The sequence below is a fragment of the Curtobacterium sp. PhB115 genome, from assembly GCF_003752025.1.
Lineage (GTDB): Bacteria > Actinomycetota > Actinomycetes > Actinomycetales > Microbacteriaceae > Curtobacterium.
In genome coordinates this window covers 800,900-818,018 of record NZ_RJKR01000006.1, presented here as the reverse complement: position 1 = coordinate 818,018, position 17,119 = coordinate 800,900, and the positions used below count along the sequence as shown (strand labels likewise).

At 70.7% G+C, this 17,119-nt stretch carries 15 protein-coding genes; 3 read left to right on the top strand and 12 right to left on the bottom strand.

Features of this window, described 5'->3' with window-relative positions:
* Positions 1-114: 114 nt before the first annotated feature.
* Complete coding sequence (locus EDF19_RS09525; protein WP_123680616.1) at positions 115-798, bottom strand: SDR family NAD(P)-dependent oxidoreductase; 684 nt, start codon at positions 796-798, stop codon at positions 115-117.
* 101 nt (positions 799-899) lie between these two features.
* Between EDF19_RS09525 and EDF19_RS09520 the strand changes: the two genes are divergently transcribed.
* Positions 900-1,742: a helix-turn-helix transcriptional regulator gene (locus EDF19_RS09520; RefSeq protein WP_123680615.1), complete on the top strand. Its 843-nt coding sequence runs from the start codon at positions 900-902 to the stop codon at positions 1,740-1,742.
* A 17-nt stretch (positions 1,743-1,759) separates the two neighbouring features.
* Here EDF19_RS09520 and pcp read toward each other — a convergent pair whose 3' ends face one another.
* Genes pcp through EDF19_RS09505 form a run of 3 tightly spaced genes read right to left on the bottom strand, consistent with a single transcriptional unit; the run spans position 1,760 to position 3,651 of the window.
* Positions 1,760-2,410, bottom strand: a complete 651-nt coding sequence (gene pcp / locus EDF19_RS09515) for a pyroglutamyl-peptidase I (protein ID WP_260217057.1) — start codon at positions 2,408-2,410, stop codon at positions 1,760-1,762.
* A gap of 42 nt (positions 2,411-2,452) precedes the next feature.
* Positions 2,453-2,764, bottom strand: coding sequence for a Dabb family protein (locus EDF19_RS09510; protein WP_123680613.1), 312 nt, complete (start codon positions 2,762-2,764; stop codon positions 2,453-2,455).
* A complete protein-coding gene (locus EDF19_RS09505) occupies positions 2,764-3,651 on the bottom strand; it encodes an SDR family oxidoreductase (protein WP_123680612.1) in 888 nt (295 codons plus the stop codon). The genes EDF19_RS09510 and EDF19_RS09505 overlap by 1 nt, the downstream gene beginning before the upstream one ends.
* A gap of 132 nt (positions 3,652-3,783) precedes the next feature.
* On the opposite strand from EDF19_RS09505, the gene EDF19_RS09500 reads away from it, so the two are divergent.
* A complete protein-coding gene (locus EDF19_RS09500; protein WP_123680611.1) occupies positions 3,784-5,220 on the top strand; it encodes a GAF domain-containing serine/threonine-protein kinase in 1,437 nt (478 codons plus the stop codon).
* A gap of 53 nt (positions 5,221-5,273) precedes the next feature.
* Here the strand turns inward: EDF19_RS09500 and EDF19_RS09495 are convergent, their stop codons facing one another.
* From EDF19_RS09495 to EDF19_RS09485, 3 genes are all read right to left on the bottom strand, one after another.
* Complete coding sequence (locus EDF19_RS09495; protein ID WP_123680610.1) at positions 5,274-6,005, bottom strand: trypsin-like serine protease; 732 nt, start codon at positions 6,003-6,005, stop codon at positions 5,274-5,276.
* A gap of 194 nt (positions 6,006-6,199) precedes the next feature.
* On the bottom strand, positions 6,200-8,335 hold the full coding sequence (locus EDF19_RS09490; RefSeq protein WP_185022760.1) for an Ig-like domain repeat protein: 2,136 nt from the start codon (positions 8,333-8,335) through the stop codon (positions 6,200-6,202).
* A 92-nt stretch (positions 8,336-8,427) separates the two neighbouring features.
* On the bottom strand, positions 8,428-9,729 hold the full coding sequence (locus tag EDF19_RS09485; protein ID WP_123680609.1) for a HupE/UreJ family protein: 1,302 nt from the start codon (positions 9,727-9,729) through the stop codon (positions 8,428-8,430).
* A gap of 123 nt (positions 9,730-9,852) precedes the next feature.
* Between EDF19_RS09485 and EDF19_RS09480 the strand changes: the two genes are divergently transcribed.
* Positions 9,853-10,557, top strand: coding sequence for a hypothetical protein (locus EDF19_RS09480; protein WP_123680608.1), 705 nt, complete (start codon positions 9,853-9,855; stop codon positions 10,555-10,557).
* Positions 10,558-10,569: 12 nt separating this feature from the next.
* Here EDF19_RS09480 and EDF19_RS09475 read toward each other — a convergent pair whose 3' ends face one another.
* The 5 genes from EDF19_RS09475 to EDF19_RS09455 form a co-directional block, all read right to left on the bottom strand.
* Positions 10,570-11,493 carry an ROK family protein gene (locus EDF19_RS09475; RefSeq protein WP_123680607.1) on the bottom strand — a complete coding sequence of 308 codons (924 nt, stop codon included), beginning with the start codon at positions 11,491-11,493 and terminating at the stop codon, positions 10,570-10,572.
* Positions 11,490-13,169, bottom strand: a complete 1,680-nt coding sequence (locus EDF19_RS09470) for an ABC transporter ATP-binding protein (protein WP_123680606.1) — start codon at positions 13,167-13,169, stop codon at positions 11,490-11,492. Before EDF19_RS09470 ends, EDF19_RS09475 begins: the two co-directional genes overlap by 4 nt.
* Entirely contained in the window at positions 13,169-14,065 is an 897-nt protein-coding gene (locus EDF19_RS09465; RefSeq protein ID WP_123680605.1) for an ABC transporter permease, read from the bottom strand. The genes EDF19_RS09470 and EDF19_RS09465 overlap by 1 nt, the downstream gene beginning before the upstream one ends.
* Complete coding sequence (locus tag EDF19_RS09460) at positions 14,062-15,021, bottom strand: ABC transporter permease (protein WP_123680604.1); 960 nt, start codon at positions 15,019-15,021, stop codon at positions 14,062-14,064. Before EDF19_RS09460 ends, EDF19_RS09465 begins: the two co-directional genes overlap by 4 nt.
* 93 nt (positions 15,022-15,114) lie before the next feature.
* Positions 15,115-16,911: a peptide ABC transporter substrate-binding protein gene (locus tag EDF19_RS09455; protein WP_123680603.1), complete on the bottom strand. Its 1,797-nt coding sequence runs from the start codon at positions 16,909-16,911 to the stop codon at positions 15,115-15,117.
* Between the last annotated feature and the right edge of the window lie 208 nt (positions 16,912-17,119).

Here is a 17,119-nt window from a genome sequence, read left to right as displayed (position 1 = left end):
GACGAGCTGCTGGACCTCGCGTCGACCAACGCGCGGCAGCTGCTGTAGACGCGACCGGATGACGGACTGGAGGCGCGGTGCCAGCTGGCACCGCGCCTCCAGTCCGTTCTGTGGTCACCACCCGAGCGGCTGGCCGTCCTCCAGGAACACGCCGGTCGGGCCCTCCGGGCCCACGCTCGCGGCGGCCCGGATCGTCGCCGCGCTGACGTCGACGGGGCGACCGTGCGGGTTCGGCACCCCACCCAGCTCGGTCGCGGTGTAGCCGGGCTCGAGCACGACGAACCGCACCTCGGGTGCGATGCGGGCGTACTGCACCGTGAGCATCGAGACGGCGGACTTGCTCGCGCCGTAGACCGCCGCCTGCACGGTCGACGCGGCACTGTCCGGGTCGTGCACCGCCGAGAAGGACCCGAGCGCACTCCCGACGTTGACGACGAGCGGAGCACCTGAGCGGCGCAGGATCGGCAGCGCGGCCTCGGTCGTGCGGACGATCCCGACGGCGTTCGTGTCGAACACGGCGAGCGCGTCCGGCCCGTTCAGTCCCCACATCGCGATGCCGGCGTTGTTGACCAGGACGTCCAGGCCGCCGTTCGCGTCGATGTGTGCGAACGCGGCGGCGACCGAGTCGTCGTCGCGGACGTCGAGCTGGACGGAGCGTGCGCCGATCTCGGCGGCGACGGCTGCTCCCTGGTCGGCGTCGCGGGCGCCGATCCAGACGGTGTGGCCCGCCTCGACGAGCTGGCGGGCGGTTTCCTTGCCGAGGCCACGAGTGGCGCCGGTGACGAGTGTCGTTGTCATGGGTCCAGCGTCGCGCTCGGCGTCCGCCCCAGGGAGTCACCCGGTTGTCGTAGGACTGGTGGGGCCAGGACGCGATCGGGGCGTGCGCGCAGACTGGTGGCATGGCGGACACGGACTTCGGGCACACCCTGCGACGGCTCCGCGACCACGTCAGCCCGGCGGCGGCCGGCCTGACCGTCGGACCTCGACGGCGGGCGGCGGGACTGCGGCGCGAGGAGCTCGCGGGACTCGCGGGGATCTCCGCCGACTACCTGACCCGGCTCGAGCAGGGCCGAGCGACGTCCCCGTCCGCCCAGGTCGTCGAGGCGTTGACGCGTGCGCTCCGGGTCTCGGACGCCGAGCGAGAGCTGCTGTACCGGCTCGCCGGACACGCGGCACCGGGCGCCGACGTCGTGCCGTCGCGGATCCCGCCGAGCGTGCAACGGCTCCTCGACCGGTTGGCCGACACCCCCGTCGCGGTGCTCGACGCAGCCGGGAACCTTCTCGTGGCCAACCGGCCCCACGAAGCCCTGATGGGACCGATCGACGGGATGCGCGGGATCGAGCGGAACACCGCGTGGCGCCACCTCGTCGGCTCAGGCAGCCGCGCGGTGCACTCGGCCCAGGAGCAGGCGGCGTTCGAGGAGAGCCTCGTGGCCGACCTGCGGATGACGGCAGCCCGGTACCCGCTCGACCGGCAGCTGCAGCAGCTCGTGCGGGAGCTGCGGGCGGCGAGCCCGCGGTTCGTGGAGCTGTGGGACTCGGGCACGGCCAGCGTCGGCGAGCTGGCTCGGCGGAAGGTCATCGACCACCCGGACGTCGGGCTCATCACACTCGACTGCGACACCCTCGTGGTCGGGTCGGACGACCTGCGGATCCTGGCGTACACGGCGGTGCCGGGCTCGGTGGACGCCGAACGGTTGGCGCTGGCGATCGTGGTCGGGACGCAGTCGCTGGTCGAGTAGCGTGGCCGCGCGGGCCGTCAGTGCTCGGCGCCGCCGACGGCCACCGCGTCCGGTGCGGGGTCGAGCGTGGCCAGCACGGCGATCGTCAGCGCGTCCGCGATCGCCGCGAGCTCGAGCGTCGGCACGTCGCCGGTCGCGGACTCCGGCGTCGCCGGCACGTGCACGAACCCGGCGCGGATGCCCTCACGACCGGCGATCGACATGAGGTCGTAGAAGACGTGGTTGCACGTGAACGTCCCCGCCGTGTTCGACACCGCTGCGACGCCGCCGGCCGCCCGGATGTCCCGGACGATGCGCTTCACCGGCAGCCCGGTCAGGTACGCCGTCGGTCCGTGCGGGTCGATCGGCTCGTCGATGGGCTGCGCGCCGACGTTGTCCGGGATCCGGGCGTCGTCGACGTTGATCGCCACGCGCTCCGGGGTGACCGCCGCGCGCCCCTCCGCGACGCCGGTGGCGATGACGATCTCCGGGCGGTGCCGCTGGATCGCCGCGGCGAGCGCCGGCCGGACCTCGGCGAACGCGACGGGGAGCTGCTCGACGACGACCGTCGCCGGGCCGTCCCACGTCTCGGCCACCCGCTGCACGGCGTCCCATGAGGGATTCCGCTCGGCGCCACCGAACGGTTCGAACGCGGTCAGCAGGACGGTGCGTCCACTCGGGTCGGTCACGCCCTGATCGTACGACGCGGATGTGAACGACATGTGACGCCGTCAGGCGGCAGCGTCGTCGTCCGCGGTGTCGAACACCACCACCCGGTCGCTCGCACCGCCGATGAACTCCGCCACCGGCCGGTGCTCCGGGTGCGGCAGGTAGCCCTCGAGTGCCGCACGGTCGCGGAACCGGACCGTCAGCATCCAGTGGAACCCGCCTTCGAGCCCTTCGGAGCTGATGCTCCGGCCGGAACGGACGGACTCGACCCCCTCGATCCTCGGCAGGTGCTCGCGGGACAGCGCATCGGCCTCGGCCGACCGGTCCTCCCCGCTCCACTCGACCAACACGACGTGCGTGACTCCGGATCCCATCAGAACGCCGGTGTCCCGCCGGCGATCGTGATCGTCGAGCCGGACTGGTAGCTCGACTCCGGGCTGACCAGGTGCACGTACGCGGCACCCAGCTCGGCGGGTTGTCCGGGGCGACCGAACGGCGAGCTCTCGCCGAAGTGCGACACGGTCTCGGCGTCGTCGGAGCCCGGCTGCAGCGGCGTCCACACGGGGCCAGGAGCGACCGAGTTCACGCGGATGCCCTTCGGCGCGAGCTGCTGCGCGACGGCTTCGGTGAAGAGCTTGATCGCACCCTTCGAGACCGCGTAGTCGATCTTGTCCGGCGAGGGCGTCGACGCCTGGATCGAGCCGGTCGTGACGATGGTGGAGCCCGGCTCGAGGTGCGGCACCGCTGCCTTGGTCAGCCAGAACAGCGAGTAGATGTTGGTCTTGAACGTCGAGTCGAACATCGACGTGTCGAGGGTCAGGATGTCGTCGTTGCTGTCCATGCGGCCGGCGACCATGACCAGGGTGTCGAGACCGCCGAACTCGTCGACGCCCTGCTGCACCAGGTCCTTGCAGTACTGCTCGTCGGAGATGTCCCCGGGGAACAGCACGGCGCGACGCCCCTCGGACTCGAGCAGGTCACGGACCTGTTCGGCGTCCTCCTGCTCGTCCGGCAGGTAGGACAGGACCAGGTCGGCGCCTTCGCGGGACAGTGCGATCGCGGCCGCGCGCCCGATGCCGGAGTCGGCACCGGTGACGATCCCGCGGTAGCCGGTCAGTCGTTCCCGGCCGACGTAGCTCTCCTCGCCGTGGTCGGGCTTCGGGTCCATCTTCCACGCGGCACCCGGCAGGGACTGCTCCTGCTCCGGGTACGGCGGGGCCGGGTAGAGGGTGTTCGGGTCGCGCTTGTCGTACTGGCTCATGCGCTCCATCGTGCTCGGAGGGACCTGCCCGGAGACCCAGCCCTGAGCCACGGAACGCAGCGCGCGCCGAACCGCCGTCCGCTGATGGGATGATGCAACTTCCCGCCCCCGCCGACCGAGAACGAGGCATGCATGGTCCCGACGGAGGAACACGACGCGACCACCCCGTTGATCGCCGACCGCTACCGGCTGGAGTCCGTCGTCGGACGGGGCGGCATGGCCGTCGTCTACCGGGCGCACGACGAGACCCTCGACCGTCCGGTCGCGGTGAAGCTGTTCCACCCGGGCACGGTCGACATCGCCCGGCAGGAGGCCGAGCAGGGTGTGCTCGCGTCGCTCGAGCACCACAACCTGGTGAGCCTGCTCGACGCCGGGGTCGTCGGTGGTCAGGACGGGCGGCGGCAGCGCTTCATCGTGATGGCGCTCGTGACGGGACAGGACCTCGAGGAGCGACTCGCGGCTGGGCCGCTCGCACCACGCCACATCGCCGAGGTCGGCTACGACATGGCCGAGGCCCTCGACTACATCCACACGCGCGGCGTCGTGCACCGCGACCTGAAGCCGTCGAACATCCTGCTCGTCGACTACGGCAACGGTTCGGACCGCGCCCGTGCGACCCTGACGGACTTCGGGATCGCGCTGGCCGAGGGCGTCGAACGCCTCACCGCCGACGGCGTCACGACGGGGACCGCCGCGTACCTCAGTCCGGAGCAGGCCCGCGGTGCCGAGGTCGGGCCGCCGAGCGACGTGTACTCCCTCGGGCTCGTGCTGCTGCAGTGCTTCACGCGGCGGCAGGAGTTCCCGGGGTCGATCGTCGAGTCCGCGGTCGCGCGGCTGTCGCGGGACCCCGTCGTCCCGGAGCCGCTCCCCGCGCACTGGCGGACCGTCCTGACCGCGATGACCGCTCGGGACCCGCACGAGCGTCCCGCCGGTGCCGATCTGGTCGCGATGCTCCGCGACGTCGTGATCACCGAGACGGCGGGTGAGGACCACCCGGCGCCGACACCGGGCGACCTCGGTCCCCGCGCCGTCGAGCCGGCACGTCCGGCCACCCTCGACCAGCTGCCCGACGAGGCCCTGCAGCGCACGACCGCGATGGCCGCACGACTCTTCGACGCACCGATCGCCCTGGTCGAGGTGCTCGACGACGACCGGGAGTGGTCGCACTCGTACATCGCGGAGGGCATCGACGAGTCGGCGCGGAGCATCAGCTTCCGGAACGGGTTCGCGCCGGTGCCGGAGCCGGTCGTCATCCCCGACGGTGCGGCGCACCCGGAGATGCGCAACAGCCCGCTCGTCACCGGTCCCCTCGGGATCCGCTTCTACGCGAGCGTGCCGATGGTCCGGCACGACGGCGCGACGATCGGGACCCTCGCGGTGCTCGACACCCGTCCGCGCACGGCCACCGACGCGGACCTCGCGAACCTGCGGGACCTGGCGGCGCTGGCCGTCACGCAGCTCGAGCTCCGTCAGGAGTCGCTGCGGACGACGAGCGACGCCCTGCCGCTGGGCGGGGCGGCCCGGACGGACCGGCCGGGCCGGCACGCGGCGGTCGACGACCTGGTCTGACGGCCTGGAGGCGCGGTGCGGGCTGGCACCGCGCCTCCAGTCCGTCGGGTGGTTCAGACGCCTGCCGTGGACCGGATCCAGGCGGACGCCTGCGACAGCAGCGCGTAGTTCGATCCGGCCGTGGTGTTCGCGCCGGGATCGGCGCTGTCGCCGGTGGAGCAGACGGCGACGACCTTGCCGCCGACGAGCAGCGGTCCGCCGGAGTCGCCGTGGTTCGAGGCGCCGGTCACGCCGGTGACGTGCTGGGCACGCCCGGAGTACGCGTCGGTGCTCGCGCCGGTGAGCGACACGGACGCCTGGTAGAGCGCGTCGGACTGGACGGCGTTCGCGCGGAGGCCGTAGCCCTCGATCGTGCCGGTGCCGCTCGACTTCGCCGTCGCGGTGAGGTCGAGCTGCGCGTAGGACGAGAGCGCGTACGCCGTCCGGAGGTGCACGAGCGCGACGTCACCGGCCGGTGCCGCACTGACTCGGTCGACCGCGACCGCGGCGCCCCGGTTGGTGGTGGAGTTCGAGTGGTAGACGTTCATCGCACCGATGCCGTCGATGCAGTGGCGGGCGGTGAGGATCCACGAGGCGGTGATCTGCTCGCCGGTGCAGTTGCTGACGTACCCGGACGGGATGGAGCCTCCGGAGGCCTCGAGCTGGACCGCCCACGAGGTCGCGGGGGCCTTCTCGCCACCGACGATCTTCGTACTGGCCGGCAGGGCCGAGGCAGGTGCGGCGACGAACACGCCCGCGGTGACGACGGCGACCGCGGCGAACGCGGCTGCGATGGACTTCTTCATGACGACTCCTCTGTCGGGGGAAGCACCTGACCCGTTGCGCTGTGCAACTGAGCAGTATCCTCACCCCCGTTCGGGGGTCGCGCCAGTCCGCACTTCGCAGGACGACGGGTGTGCTGCGGTGTCCCGTCGCCGCCACCTGCACACGCGGAAGGGCCCCGCGACCGGAGTCGCGGGGCCGTTCGTTCGTGCGGGTGCTACTTGACGACGATCGACTGCACCGGGCTGGTGCTCGTCGAGAGTTCGGTGGTCCCGGCGAAGACGGCGTGCAGCTTGTGCGTGCCCTTCTTCAGCGGGAGCGCCGAGGTGACCTTGCCGTTCTTCACGGTGACGGTCGCGAGACGCTTCGTGCCCTGGTAGATCCGGGCGGTGCCGTTCACGGTGAAGCCCGTGGCCTTGACCTGCACGGTCGCCTTGCCACCGGTGTACTTCAGCGCCGTGCGGGACGTCGCCTTCGTGACCGTGACGGTGGACGCCTTCGTGGTCTTCGAGTCGGTGCCCGAGAAGGTCGAGTCCGCGTTGACGAACGAGGCCGTGAGCGTGTGCTTGCCGATGGCGAGGGTGCTCGGCAGCGTCATGCTCGCCGTGCCGTCCTTCACCACTGCCGTGCCGAGCACCTTCGCGCCGTCCGAGACGGTGACGGTGCCCTGCTGCTTGCCGATGCCGCCGGCGACGGTCGCGGTGACCGTTGCGGGCTTCGCGGCCTTGTACGTCTGCGTCGCGGCGGACACGGCGAGGCTCGTGGTCGTCGCCGGCAGGGTGGCGTGCAGGTCGAACTCGTCGACCGTCGAACCGATCGCTGCCGGGTCGGCAGAGGCGGTCGGCTGGAGCGTCACGCCGCAGCTGTCGACGTTGCCGTGGGTGACGGCGGAGTTGAGCGTGGTGCAGTCGCTCGCGCGGATGTCCTGCACGGCCAGCTTGTCGTCGGTGACCGACACCTTCACGAAGGTGCGGACGTGCTCCTGGTTCTCGACCGAGTTGGCCCAGTGACGCTTGCCGGTCGGGTCGAGCGGGTCGGCGCCGTAGTTGCTCTTGGTGGCGTCCGGGGTGGTCAGGTCGTAGTACTTCGAACCCGACGCGGAGTTCGCGGTGATGTAGATGACGCCGCCGGGGCCGGAGAAGACCTCGGGAGCAGCGGGCTGCTCGTTGACGTTGGCCTTCTTGCCGTTCTTGATCGCGTAGCTGCGCGAGTAGGAGTGGTCGTGGCCCTGCAGGACGATGTCGACACCGAGGTCCGAGAAGGCCTTGGTGAAGTCGACGCGGCGCTGCTGGTTGTCGGTGTCGTTCGCGTGGTCGGCCGGCGAGTAGATCGAGTGGTGGTAGACCAGCGCGGTCCACTTCGCGTCGTCACCGAAGCGGTTGATCACGTCACGCACGTAGGAGACGTGGGCCGCGTCCGAACCGCCGGCGTAGGCGTTCGAGTTGATGTCGATGAACAGGACGCCCTTGTACTTGTACCAGTAGTCGCCACCGGAGTTCGTGGTGGTGTTGCCGGCCGGGTAGTAGTCGGGGGCCTTCAGCGAGTTCGGCACCTGGTTGTGCTGCTCGTAGGCCTTGCCGCCCACGTCGTGGTTGCCGATGGTCGATGCCCACGGGTAGCGCTTGAGGACGTCGCTGCTGTCGGCGAACGCGCTCCACTCGTACTCGTTGTTGGCGTGCTCGACCTGGTCGCCGCCGGAGACGAGGAGCTCGGCGTTCGGCTCGGTCGTCGTGGCGTACTGCAGCGTGTCCGCCCAGCCGGCGCCGTCGTCGTCGACGTAGCCCGACGAGCCGATCTGCGGGTCACCGAAGAACAGGAAGTCGAAGTCGCCGGAGAAGCTCTTCGTGGTGAACGTGTACGAAGCAGACCACGCCGAGCCGTCCGCCGCACCGACGTGGTACGTGTACGAGGTGTTCGGCTCGAGGTCGGAGATCGTCGCGTGCGCGTTGATGTAGCCCGACTCGGCGGCGATGCCCGCGATGTTCTTCGTGTTCGAGTCGGTCGCGCTCGTGTCCGCTGCGGTGTTCGCGGCCTTCGCCGCGGCGATGGTCTTCTTGGCGTCGGTGAAGACGCCGTCCGTCATCGACGCGGTCTTCTGGATCTCGAGCGACTGCGCCACGTTCGTGGGGAAGTACCACGAGGCGATGCGCTGGCTCTCGGTGGTGCCGACGCCCAGCAGGACGTGGAGCGGACCGCCGGTCGAGATGTTCGTCGTGGGGGTGTTCGTCGCGGCGGACGCGACGTTCGTGCCGACCATCGAGGCGCCGGCGATGAGCGCGGCCCCGAGGACGGCCCCGCAGACGCGGAGAGTGGTGGTTCTGCGCCGAGAGGCGGCGCCGGACAGGAGACTCATGGTGTTCCGTTTCTCAGACGTGGGATGTGCAGCACACGTGACTCTGCATGCACTGCAAAAAGTCTTGGTAAACGCTGAGTGACGAAACGTCGTCAGCCTGCTGCCAGCCGCTCGACGAACCAGATCATCCCCATCACGAACACCCCTGCGGTCACGGTGCCGGTCACCCAGAGCGAGACCCGGTGCGCCCTCCGACGCAGGAGCGACAGCGGCGGGAACACGATGACGACGATCGCGAGCTGCACCGCCTCGATGCCCACGTTGAAGATGAGGAGCGACACGAGCAGCTGCCACGAGAACGCCTCGTGGATGCCCAGGGCGCCGGCGAACCCGAGCCCGTGGATGAGTCCGAAGGCGAACACCACGGCCAACCGCGTCCACCCGGCACGGTCGAGCGAGAAGTGCCCGTGCGCCCCCACCACCAGCTCGTCCGCCTTCGACCGCCGCCGCCAGAGCCGCCACAGGTACCAGCCGGCCACGGCCGCGATCGACAGGGCGATGAGCGGCTCGACGACGATCGCCGGCGGGCTGACGACGCCGAGCGCCGCGAGGATGAACGTGATCGAGTGCGCGATCGTGAACGCCGACGCGGTGAAGACCACTTCGCGCAGGCGCCTGGACCCGGCGATGAGCGCGACGAGGAACAGGATGTGGTCGATCCCGGTCAGCAGGTGCTCGGCGCCGAGGCGGAAGAACTCCCAGAAGCGCTGGCCGGCGGACTGCTCGGTCGAGAACGACGGCTGCGCGGCGTCGAGCGTCGCGGAACCCTGCTTCGCGTCGACGTCGTAGGTGACGATCGTCTTCGTGTCGGTGACGAAGGACTCGCTGTCCGGGAACAGCGACGACGTGACGACGTGCCCGGACTCGGTGTGGCCGGCCTCGGGGCAGGTGAAGTCCGCCGACACGTGGGCGTACGGCACCTCGTCCTGCAGGTCGACCGTGATCTCCTTGCCGAGCACCCCGGTACAGGACTGCCCGCCGGAGGTCACCTCGAACCGGTCGAACACGTACTTCCCGAGGGCGGTGGCGTGTTCCTCGGCTGCGGACACCATGCCCGGGAAGTCACCGTCGTCCCAGGCCGCCTGGCCCTGCTCGTGGAACGGGTCGTCGTGCTCGCTCGTGGCGACGGAGACGAGCATGAGGTCGTACTCGAGCCCGAGTTCCGCGTGCACCACGGTCGGGTTCGTCGGCGTCTCACCCGTCGACGTCGTGTCTGACGTCACCTTCGCGTAGACGACGGAGCTGAAGCCGTGCGCGCTCGCGGAGCCCGCACCGCCGAGGGCGCCGACGACGACGGCTCCGAGCAGGACGAGGGCGGCGACGGTGCGCGCGATCCACGAGGTCGGGTGGGAGGGGCGTCGACGCACGGGCGCGCTGGTGGTTCCGGAGATCACCGAGCAGACGATGCGGCGTGCGGACGACCGGCAGGTGAACAGCCGGTGACCAGCAGTGGGACAGGTCCCGGACAGCCACGGGCACCGGCCCGGCGCACCCCGCCGACGTGTTTCGATGATCCGGTGAACCGCTCTGCCACCCGGACCACCGCCCTGTTGACCGCCGTCGCACTCGTCGGCGCCGGCACCGCGCTGCTGGCCGGCTGCTCCACCGCGGCGGGGACCGGACCGTCCGCGACGGCCTCCGCGCACGCGTCAGCGGGAGTCCTCGGTGCCGGCTTCTCCGACCCGGACCAGCCGCCGGCGCCCGAGGCGACCATCCACCCGGAGCCGGGCTCGTGGTCCGGGGTGCACGCGCCCGACGACTACGACGTCGTGCTCCTGTCGGACGCCGGCGACACCGCCGACGACGCACCGACCCGCACCCTCGTCGACGCCGTCGAGTCGTGGGCCGCTGCCGAGGACGTCCACGTCACCCGGGTGACGGCGGAGGACGTCGACGACCGGATCGCCGCAGTGACCCGTGCGATCGACGACCAGGCCGACCTGGTCATCAGCGTCGGCAACCACATGGTGGACCCGCTCGCCGCCGTGTCACCGACGGCGCTCCACCAGCAGTTCCTGGTCGTCGGTGCCGAGATCGCCGAACCGACGTCGAACGTCACGGCCGTGGACTGGACCGGCGGAGGCTTCCGGGGCGAGGGCCTCGGCCCGTCGAGCCACTACGACCCGGACACCTTCACCGACGAGCGCGCCGACCGCGCACTGCGGGCCGGCCTCGCCGCGGTCCTGCACGACCTGCGCGGCATCGTCGTCTGGGTGCGCTGAGGACGGTCGGCCCTACGCCGGCTCGGTCTCCGGCACCAGTGCCCGCACCTGCGCGGCCGCCCCGAGCGCCACGGCGTCCGACCCGAGGGTCGACTGCGCGAGCCGGATCGTCGCACCGCTCACCGGCGGCTCCGCGGCGATCGCCTCGGTGATGGCCGGCTCGAGCAGGTCCCAGGACCGCGCGATGCCACCGCCGATGACGACCGTCGTGACGTCGAGGATCCCCGCGGTGAGGAGCGCCGCACGGGCCAGCCCCCACCCGGCGGTCGCGAAGACGGCGGCGGCGTCGGCATCGCCCGCTCGTGCGGCGACGGCGACGTCGCGCGCCGACACCCGCCGCCCGGACCGTTCGGCGTAGCGGTCGGCGATCCCCCGCGCACCGGCGAGGGTCTCCAGGTGTCCGACCTGTCCGCAGGTGCACACCGCGTCGCCGAAGCCCGGCACGTGGCCGATCTCACCGGCGGCGCCGCGCGGCCCCGCGAACAGCTCGCCGCCCAGCACGAACGCACCACCGACCCCGGTGCCGAGGGTCATGCCGAGCACGTCGGACTCCCCCACGACGGCTCCGGTGGCGATCTCGCCGAGCAGGAACGCGTTCACGTCGTTGTCCAGGGTCGCAGGCACGCCGAGCGCGTCGGTGACCGCGCGGGTCACGCCGTAACCGGCCCAGCCGGTGAACGAGTTGCCGGTGACCAGGACGGTCCCCGTGGTCGCGTCGACCACGCCGGCCGCGCCCACCCCGACACCCGCCAAGGAGGCCCGGTGCGTCTCGAGCAGACCCGTCACCGCCCCGACCGCGGCCGTCACGATCGCCGCGCCACCCGCGTGGGCGGGCGTCGGCAGGTCGACACGGTCGATCACGTCGAGACCGAGGGTCGTCAGGACGACCTTCGTGTTCGTGCCGCCGACGTCGACGCCGGCGAGGACCCGGGTCACGCGGTCACCGCCGCGAGCGATGCGAGGCGCTCGGCCCGGCGTTGCCGTTGCAGGACCGGGTCCGGCACCGGGACGGCGGCGAGCAGACGTCGGGTGTAGTCGGTCGTCGGGTGCAGCAGCGTCGTGCCGGTGGTGCCCTGCTCCTCGACGACGCCCTGGCGCATCACGACGACGCGCTCGGCGAAGTGCTGCACGACGGCGAGGTCGTGCGAGACGAACAGGCACGCGAACCCGAGGTCGTCCTGCAGTTCGCCGAGGACCTCGAGGACGGTCTCCTGCACGCTGACGTCGAGCGCCGAGGTGGGTTCGTCGGCGACGAGCAACCGCGGCTCGAGCACGAGGGCACGGGCGAGCGAGACGCGCTGGCGCTGCCCGCCGGAGAGCTCCCGCGGCGCTCGGGTCGCGAGGGCGCGGGGCAACCGGACGGCGTCGAGGACCTCGTCGATCCGACGACGACGGTCGGCCGAGGACATGCCACGGCGGTGCACGGCGAGCGGCTCGGCGATGCACTCGGCCACCGACATCCGAGCATCGAGCGAGGCCACCGGGTCCTGCAGCACGACGCCGATGCCGGAGCGCAGTGCCCGCCGGTCCCGGCCACGGGCCGTCCGGAGGTCCTGCCCGAACAGCGCGACCGTACCGGAGGTGGGCTTGATCAGTCCGAGCGCGACCCGTGCGGCGGTGGACTTGCCGGAGCCGGACTCGCCGACCAGGCCGACGGTCTCACCGGCGTGCACGGCGATGTCGATGCCCTTGAGGGCGTGGACGGCTCGCGCCCCGCGCCCGAACGTCACCGTGACGTCCCGCAGGTCGACCACCGGGGCCGCACCGGGCCTCCCGGCTTCCTCGGCACCCGTGTCGACGACGGGAGCCGGCGGACGGTCCCCCGCCACGTCGAGCCGCGGCACCGCCGCGAGCAGCCGCTTCGTGTACTCGTGCTCCGGACGGAGCAGGACGTCTTCGACGCTGCCGGTCTCGACGATCTCGCCCTGGAGCATCACCGCGACCCGGTCCGCGAAGTCCGCGACGACACCCATGTTGTGGGTGACGAGCAGCACGCCGGTGCCCGACTCGACCGCGAGCTTGCGCAGGAGTTCGAGGATCTCGGCCTGCACGGTGACGTCCAGTGCGGTCGTCGGTTCGTCGGCGATGAGCAGCTTCGGCGCGTTCGCGATCGCCATCGCGATGACGACGCGCTGCCGCTGTCCGCCGGAGAGCTGGAACGGGAACGCCCGGGCGCGCTGCGCCGGGTCGGGGATGCCGACCCGGTCCAGCAGGTCGACGGCCTCGGCGTTGGCGGCCGCCGCGGAGACGTCGCGGTGGTTCCGGATGACCTCGGCGATCTGCGCACCGACGCGGGTGAGCGGGTCGAGGGCGGTCGCGGGTTCCTGGAACACCATCGAGACGGTCGAGCCCCGGAGGGCACGGAGGGCGGGTTCGGCGGAACCGACGACCTCGTGCCCGGCGACGACCGCGCTGCCGGTGGCGGTCGCGTTGCCGGAGAGCAGTCCCATCGCGGCCAGGGCGACGGTGGACTTGCCCGACCCGGACTCACCGACGAGCGCGAGGGTCTCGCCGGCGGCGACCGACAGGGAGACTCCGCGGACGGCGGAGACCGTGCCGGACTCGGTGCTGAACGCGACCCCGAGGTCGTTCGTGCGCAGGATGTCGGTCATCAGCGGCCCCTCACGTCGAAGGCGTCACGGAGCCCGTCGCCCACCGCGTTGAACGCGCAGACGACCAGGATCACGGCCAGACCCGGCGGCACGATGAGCCACCAGTGTCCGGAGTAGGCGGCGGTGAGTCCCGCCGAGAGCATGCCGCCCCAGTCCGTCGCGGGCGGCTGCACGCCGAGCCCGAGGTACGAGACGTAGGCGACGAGGAGGATCGCGTCGGCGACCTGGAACGTGGCCGCGACGACGATGGTGGACACCGAGTTCGGCAGCAGGTGCTTGCCGATCGCGCGGGCGTGGGAGCCCCCGATCGCGCGGAGGGTGAGCACGTAGTCCCGGTTCTTCAGCGTCAGGGTCTCGGCGCGGATCAGGCGAGAGGGCACGAGCCACGACACCAGGCCGAGGATCACGATGAGCCCGGCGACCCCCGGCGTCGTGATCGCCGAGATGACGAGCAGGATGAACAGCGCCGGTATCGCGATGCCCGCGTCGACGACGCGCATCATCAGGGCGTCGACCCAGCCGCCGACGTAGCCGGCGACCGATCCCCAGAGCGTGCCGACGACCGTGGCCAGGACCCCGGCGGCGATGCCGACCATGAGCGAGACCTTGCCGCCGTACATCAGGCGGCCGAGGACGTCGTGGCCGACGGCATCGGTGCCGAGCCAGTGCGCGCCGCTCGGGCCCTGGTTGGCCTGTTCGAGCAGGGTGTGGGTCTGGTCGGTCGGGTAGAGGAACGGTCCGACGAAGCAGAACAGCACGATCACGACGACCACGGCGAGGCCGATCACGGCGAGGGTGTTCCGGCGGAACCGGCGGGCGGCGAGCTTCCAGCCGGTCGCCGCGACGGGGTCGATGAGCGGTGCGCCAGGCGCTGACGGAGCGAGCTGGGCGGTCATGCGCGGCCTGCCTTCACACGGGGGTCGATGAGCGACTGCGCGACGTCGGCGAGCAGGGTGCCGATGACGGTGGCGATCGAGATGACGAGGACGCAGCCGAGCAGCGTCGGGTAGTCCGACGACTGCGCCGCGTTCCAGAACAACAGGCCCATGCCGGGGTAGTTGAACAGCTGCTCGGTGACGAGCGCGCCGCCGAACAGCACCGGCAGGTAGTAGCCGAGCATCGCGACGACGGGCGTCAGCGAGTTCCGGAACACGTGGCGGCGGAGGATCGCGGCCGTCGACGCCCCACCGGCGCGGGCGGTGCGGACGTAGTCCTCCTGCAGGTTCTCGAGCGTCGACGCCCGCATGTACCGGCTGAACACCGCGATCATCGCGAGCGCTCCGGTCACCACGGGCAGCACGAGTCCGGCCGGGTCCTGGAACACCTCGGCAAGGGTGTTCCCGCTCGGCGCCTGCGACGGCAGCCACGGCAGCTGCTGGCTGAAGACGATGATCAGGACGAGGCCGAGGAAGAACGCCGGCGTCGAGTAGAAGACGAAGGCCAGGGCGGTGGCGGCGTAGTCGACCGCGCCGTTGCGACGGATCGCCTGCCACATGCCGATCGGGATGGCGAGCACGATGCCGAGCACCGCGGACATGCCGGTCAGGACGAGGGTCTTCGGCAGGCGTTCCGCGATGAGCTGCGACACCGGTTCGTTGAGCGTGTACGAGGTGCCGAGGTCACCGGTCACCAGGCGACCGAGGAACCGGAGGTACTGCACGGGCAGCGGCTGGTCGAGCCCCTGCGCCTGGTTGAAGAGGGCGATCTGCGCGGGGGTCGCGGAGACACCGAGGACCCCGCGAGCGGGTCCTCCGGGCAGCGCGTGCAGCAGGCAGAACACCACGATCGTGACGATGAGGATCACCGCGAGCGCCTGCAGGACGCGCCTGGTGAGGTAGAGAGCTGTGGTCATGCGGCTTCCGTCGTCTGGGTTGTTGCGTCGGAGCGGACGGGAGGCGCGGTGCGGGTCGGACCCGCACCGCGCCTCCCGTCCGTGGTCACGGTCTTAGTTGTTCCACTTCCACTGGGCCGGGTGGAAGTTGGCGAGCGAGTCCTGGTCGAACCCGGACAGGCCCTTCTTGACGACCGAGATCTGGTAGTCGGGGCTCGGCAGCCAGATCACCGGCAGGTCCTTCGCGACCGCGGCGCTGTAGTCCTGCACGGCGGTGGCGTCGGTCGAGGTGGTCGTCGCGTCGATCAGGGAGTCGACCTCCTTGTTCGAGTACGAGCCGAAGTTCGCCGAACCACCGGTCGAGAAGAGCGACTCACCGGTCGGGTAGGCCGGGAAGTACCAGCTGCCCGCGGTGCCGAAGAAGGACAGGTCCCAGTCGCAGCTGGCCTCGTCGGACGTGCACGTCGGGGTCTGCGACAGGACGCTCGACACCGGCGCGGTCTTGATCGTGAAGCCGATGCCGGTCTTCGCGAGCGAGGACTGGATCGCGCTCATCATGTTGTCGGTCACGGTCGAGCCGGACTGCGACAGCACGCCCATCGTGAACTTCGTGCCGTCCTCGACGCCCTCGCCACACTGATCCGCCGACGTGCCGGGGTCGGTGCAGACCATGGTGCCGCCCTGCTCCTCCCAGCCGTGGCTCGTCAGCAGCGCCTTGGCCTTCTTCGTGCTGAACGGGTACGGGTTGTCCTTCTGCACGTCGGAGACGTAGTCGGACTCCTGCGCCTGCGGGATCGGACCGTAGGTCGAGGTGGCGGTGCCGTTGAAGACGACCTTCGACAGGGACTTCTGGTCGATCGACATCTGCACGGCCTGGCGTGCGTACAGCTGCTTGAAGACCGCACCCATGTCCGGGTTGTTGAAGTTGTACGGCATGTACGTGATGGCCCAGCCGGTCCACGGCTCGACCTCGTAGCCCTTCGCCGTGAACGAGGACTCCTGGTCCATGTCCGTGGCGTTGATGTAGCCGTAGTCGACCTCGCCGGAACGGACCGCGTTCACCTCGGCGTCGGCCGTCGTGAAGGGCAGCAGGTTGACCGTCGCGATCGAGGGCTTCTCGCCGCCGTCGTACTTCTTGTTCTCGGTCAGCGTGACCTTGCCGGCGGTCGTGAACGCCTTGACGCCGTACGGACCGGAGATGGTCTTCCACAGGTCGTCACTGGCGTAGTCGGAGATCTTGCCCGCGGCGGTGTTGAGGTACTTCCAGACCTGCTTCGCGCCGGCGGTGGTCTCGTCAGCGTCGGTGACCTTCGCGCTCGCGCTGGTCTTGTCCCAGGCGTGCTGCGGCAGCGGGATGATGTGGCTCAGCTGGTTGGCGAGCATCCAGTCCGAGTTGTACGCCTTGTCGAACGTGATCGTGAAGTGCGTGTCGTCGACGGCCTTGAACGAGGTCCAGTTGTCCGGCGCCTTGCCCTCGGAGTACGAGCCCCACTGGTCCTTGTTCGCCTTGATGAGGTTGAACCAGAACTCGACGTCACGGCTCGTGATGGCCTCACCGTCGGACCAGTGCCGGTCACCGAGGGTCACCGTGACGCTCTTGCCGTCGTCCGCGAAGTCCGCGTCCGTGGCGACCGAGCCGTCCTTGTTCCAGGCGATCTTGCCGGTGGAACCGTCGTAGGCGATGAGCGGCTCGTACAGCGACTGGGCGATGGAGCCGTTGTTCGTGTTGAGGTGCGCGGCCGTGCCGATCGGCAGGATCCAGTTCGGCGTGAAGTTCGCGGGGAGGGCGTAGTCGATCTCGTCCGGGTTCGCGTTCGAGGTGGCGGAACCGCCCCCGGAACATCCGGCGAGCAGGGCGCTCACGGCGATCGCGGCTCCGGTGAGGAGCGCCCAGCGACGGGGCTTGGTCATGCGGTGTCTCCTAGTGCGGGGGACGTCGGTTCGGCGTCGGGGGTTCGGGGAGGTGGAGCACGAGACGTGCCGAGCGGCACGGACACAGTCAATGGCCAAAGCCGTCGAAAAAACAAACATCTTCGTGTAAAAACTGCGTTTCTGCCGATTGGGCGAAAGGGTGAACGGGCCATTCCGCCGGTTAGGCTCCGGGTGTTCGGTCGGTTCG